Below are 4,213 nucleotides of genomic sequence, written 5' to 3' on the forward strand. Positions count from 1 at the left end.
GAGCGGACAGCCGATCAGCAGCCCCGGCGCGGAATCAAGGCCGAAGGCCGCCGCGCCATTGCCAGGCCGCCCCCACGGACTGGCGATTTGTCTAAGTCAGCGCGCCAATTAGAGTTTTTCGGATTTGGCAGATATAAAGTGCACTGAAAGATCGTTAGATCGCCAGCCCGCGGCCTGGCAATGGCGCGGCTCACGGCAACGGCAGCTCAAGGCCAATGGCCGACCTTGATCCCGACTTTCACCAAGAGCAACTTGGTCCCGCACAGCCGACATTCATCGCATCCACCTCCCGAACAAATCTTCGGAAGCTGGATCTTTGTCATCGTGTTGCGCTGAACGGCTCTCAGCTCCGCGCTGCATCATTTATTGCAAAAGGCCCCACCATTTGGCAGGGCCTTTCAAAATCATCGACGTGAAGGATTACTCTTCGCGGCTCTCGGGCGTTTCCACGAGATTGTCGAACTCATCGCCCCCGACCACGTCATCCTCGGCCACCGGTGCGGCCAGGGCAGCGGCCGCAGCGGCCTCTTCCTGACGCGCCTCGATCACGACATTGTCACGCGACTGGGCGATGCGGCGCATGTCCTGCGTGGCACCACCGGTGCCCGCCGGGATGAGACGGCCCACGATGACGTTCTCCTTGAGGCCCACCAGCTTGTCGCGCTTGCCCTGCACCGAGGCTTCGGTCAGCACGCGGGTGGTCTCCTGGAACGACGCCGCCGAGATGAACGACCGGGTTTGCAGCGACGCCTTGGTGATCCCCAGAAGGATCGGCTCGCCCTGTGCCGGACGCCCGCCCTTGGCGATCGCCTTTTCGTTGGCCTCGTCGAACTCGACCTTGTCGACATGCTCGCCCTTGAGCAGCGTGGTGTCGCCCGAGTCCTGGATCTCCCACTTTTGCAGCATCTGGCGCACGATGACCTCGATGTGCTTGTCGTTGATCTTCACGCCTTGCAGACGATAAACCTCCTGCACCTCGTCGATCATGTAGTTGGCCAGCGCCTCGACCCCCATGATACCGAGGATGTCATGCGGCGCGGGGTTGCCGTCCATGATGTAGTCACCCTTCTGGACATAGTCGCCTTCCTGAACCGGAATGTGCTTGCCCTTGGGCACCATGTACTCGACCGGCTCCAGCGTGTCGTCGGTGGGTTCGATCGCGATGCGGCGCTTGTTCTTGTAGTCGCGCCCATAGCGAACGTAGCCGTCGATCTCGGCGATGATCGCGTGATCCTTGGGACGACGCGCCTCGAAGAGTTCGGCCACACGCGGCAGACCGCCGGTGATGTCCTTGGTCTTGCCGCCCTCGCGCGGAATACGCGCCACGACGTCACCCGCCGCGACCTGCTGGCCTTCTTCGACCGACAGGATCGCATCCACCGACATCGGATAGATCACCGGGTTGCCCGCGTCGTTGCGCATCGGCTCGCCATCTTCGCCCACGATGAAGATCTCGGGTTTCAGCTCGTTGCCGCGCGGTGCCGCACGCCAGTCGGTCACGATCTTCTGGGTCATGCCGGTGGCATCGTCGGTCACGTCACGGACAGACACGCCCGATGTGAGATCGACGAATTTCGCGGTCCCCGTTTTCTCGGCCAGGATCGGCAGGGTATACGGGTCCCATTCGAACAGCTTTTGCCCGCGCGCCACCTTGTCGCCTTCCTTGACGAAAAGCTTGGTGCCGTAGCCGACCTTGTGGCTGGCCAGTTCAACGCCCTTGTCGCCAATGATCCGGAGCTTCATGTTCCGGCCCATGACAAGCGTTTCGCCGTTGGAATTGTCCAGCGTCTGGGGTTGATCAAAGGTGATCGTGCCCTCTTGGCTCGCCTCTTGGAAAGACTGCTGCCCGCCCTGGGCCACGCCGCCGATGTGGAACGTCCGCATCGTGAGCTGTGTGCCCGGCTCGCCGATCGACTGCGCGGCGATGATGCCGACAGCCTCGCCGATATTGACCATCGTGCCGCGGGCCAGATCGCGCCCGTAGCACATGGCGCAAACACCGTCCTCAGCCTCGCAGGTCAGCGGCGAGCGCAGACGCACGGTCTGCACGGCGGCCTCTTCCAGCGAGTCGGCCATACGCTCGTCGATCAATTGGCCTTCGGCGACAAGAACGCTCTCGCTCAACGGATCGACGATGTCCTCGGCCGCCACGCGGCCCAGGCAACGCTCGGCGAGCGACGCGACGATCTCGCCATCGTTCACCGCCGCCTCGACGGTGACCGCACGCTCGGTGCCGCAATCATGCTCACGCACGATGCAGTCCTGCGCGACGTCCACCAGACGCCGGGTCAGATAGCCCGAGTTGGCGGTCTTCAGGGCGGTGTCCGACAGGCCCTTACGGGCGCCGTGGGTCGAGTTGAAGTATTCAAGAACGGTCAGACCTTCCTTGAAGTTCGAGATGATCGGCGTCTCGATGATGTCGCCATTCGGCTTGGCCATCAGGCCGCGCATGCCGCCCAGCTGTTTCATCTGAGTAACCGAGCCACGCGCACCGGAGTGGGCCATCATGTAGACGCTGTTGGGTTCCTCGACAGCACCGCTCTCGCTGCGGCGCTCGGCCGAGATCGAGCCCATCATCGCCTCGGTGACCTGATCGTTACACTTCGACCACGCATCGACGACCTTGTTGTACTTCTCACCCTGGGTGATCAGGCCGTCCATGTACTGCTGCTCAAAACCTTTGACCTGGCTGCGCGTCTCTTCGACGATTGGCCACTTGCCATCGGGGATGACCATATCATCCTTGCCAAAGGAAATCCCGGCCTTGAACGCCTCGCGGAAGCCCATGGTCATGATCTGGTCGCAGAAGATGACCGACTCTTTCTGCCCGCAATAGCGGTAGACGGTGTCGATGACCTGCTGAACCTCTTTCTTGCGCAACAGACGATTGACGAGGCTGAACGGCGCCTTGGCGTTTTGCGGCAGAAGCGCACCAAGCCGGGCCCGGCCCGGTGTCGTCTCGGAGCGTACCATCACTTCGTTGCCATGCTCGTCGATCTGCGGGGCGCGCACGGTGATCTTGGCGTGCAGATGCACCTCGCCCGCGTCGAGCGCGTGCTGCACCTCTCCGAGCGACGAGAATACCATGCCCTCGCCCTTCATGCCCTCGCGCATCAGCGTGACATAGTAGAGACCCAGGATCATATCCTGCGACGGCACGATGATCGGCGAGCCGTTGGCGGGGCTGAGGACGTTGTTCGTCGACATCATCAGCACCCGCGCCTCAAGCTGCGCCTCAAGGCTCAGCGGCACGTGCACAGCCATCTGGTCACCGTCAAAGTCGGCGTTGAAGGCGGCACAGACCAGTGGGTGAAGCTGAATGGCCTTGCCTTCGATCAGCGTGGGCTCGAAGGCCTGGATGCCCAGACGGTGCAGCGTCGGCGCGCGGTTGAGCATGACGGGATGTTCGCGGATCACCTCGTCGAGGATGTCCCACACCTCGGGACGCTCTTTCTCCACCAGCTTTTTCGCCTGCTTCACGGTGCTGGACAGGCCCTTGGCCTCAAGCCGCGAGTAGATGAACGGCTTGAACAGCTCCAGCGCCATCTTCTTGGGCAGGCCGCATTGATGCAGCTTCAGTTCCGGGCCGGTCACGATGACCGAACGACCGGAAAAGTCGACCCGCTTGCCCAGAAGGTTCTGGCGGAAGCGGCCCTGCTTGCCCTTGAGCATATCCGAGAGCGATTTCAGCGGGCGTTTGTTGGCACCGGTAATGACCCGGCCGCGACGACCGTTGTCAAACAGCGCATCGACCGATTCCTGCAACATCCGCTTTTCGTTGCGCACGATGATATCGGGCGCGCGCAGTTCGATCAGCCGCTTGAGGCGGTTGTTGCGGTTGATGACACGACGATAGAGGTCGTTGAGATCCGAGGTCGCAAAGCGGCCACCGTCGAGCGGCACCAGCGGGCGCAGTTCGGGCGGGATGACCGGGATCACCGTCATCACCATCCACTCCGGGCGGTTGCCGGATTCGATGAACGATTCCACCACCTTGAGGCGCTTGATGATCTTCTTGGGCTTCAGCTCGCCCGTCGCTTCCTTGAGATCGGCGCGCAGTTGCTCCGCCTCATTTTCAAGGTCGATATTCTGGAGCATCTCGCGGATCGCCTCGGCGCCGATATTGGCGGTAAAGGCGTCCATGCCATAGGCATCCTGCGCATCCATGAACTCTTCTTCGGTCAGCATCTGGCCATAGGTCAGATCGGTCAGA

2 protein-coding genes are annotated in these 4,213 nt (G+C 62.0%); one reads left to right on the forward strand and one right to left on the reverse strand.

The annotated features are described in order from the left end of the window. The first annotated feature begins 215 nt into the window (after window positions 1-215). The gene (locus Q0X85_RS03565; RefSeq protein ID WP_297769096.1) at window positions 216-416 is read left to right on the forward strand and encodes a hypothetical protein; all 201 of its coding nucleotides are present in this window, start codon (window positions 216-218) and stop codon (window positions 414-416) included. A gap of 4 nt (window positions 417-420) precedes the next feature. Here the strand turns inward: Q0X85_RS03565 and rpoC are convergent. Beyond that, window positions 421-4,213: DNA-directed RNA polymerase subunit beta' (rpoC, locus tag Q0X85_RS03570; protein WP_297769099.1), on the reverse strand; the 3,793-nt coding region annotated here is incomplete at its 5' end.

Source organism: uncultured Roseovarius sp. (assembly GCF_947259555.1).
GTDB lineage: Bacteria > Pseudomonadota > Alphaproteobacteria > Rhodobacterales > Rhodobacteraceae > Roseovarius.

Excerpts from the sequence above, each read along its gene's own strand:
- Q0X85_RS03565 (WP_297769096.1), top strand. The coding sequence starts at position 216 with ATGGCCGACCTTGATCCCGACTTTCACCAAGAGCAACTTGGTCCCGCA.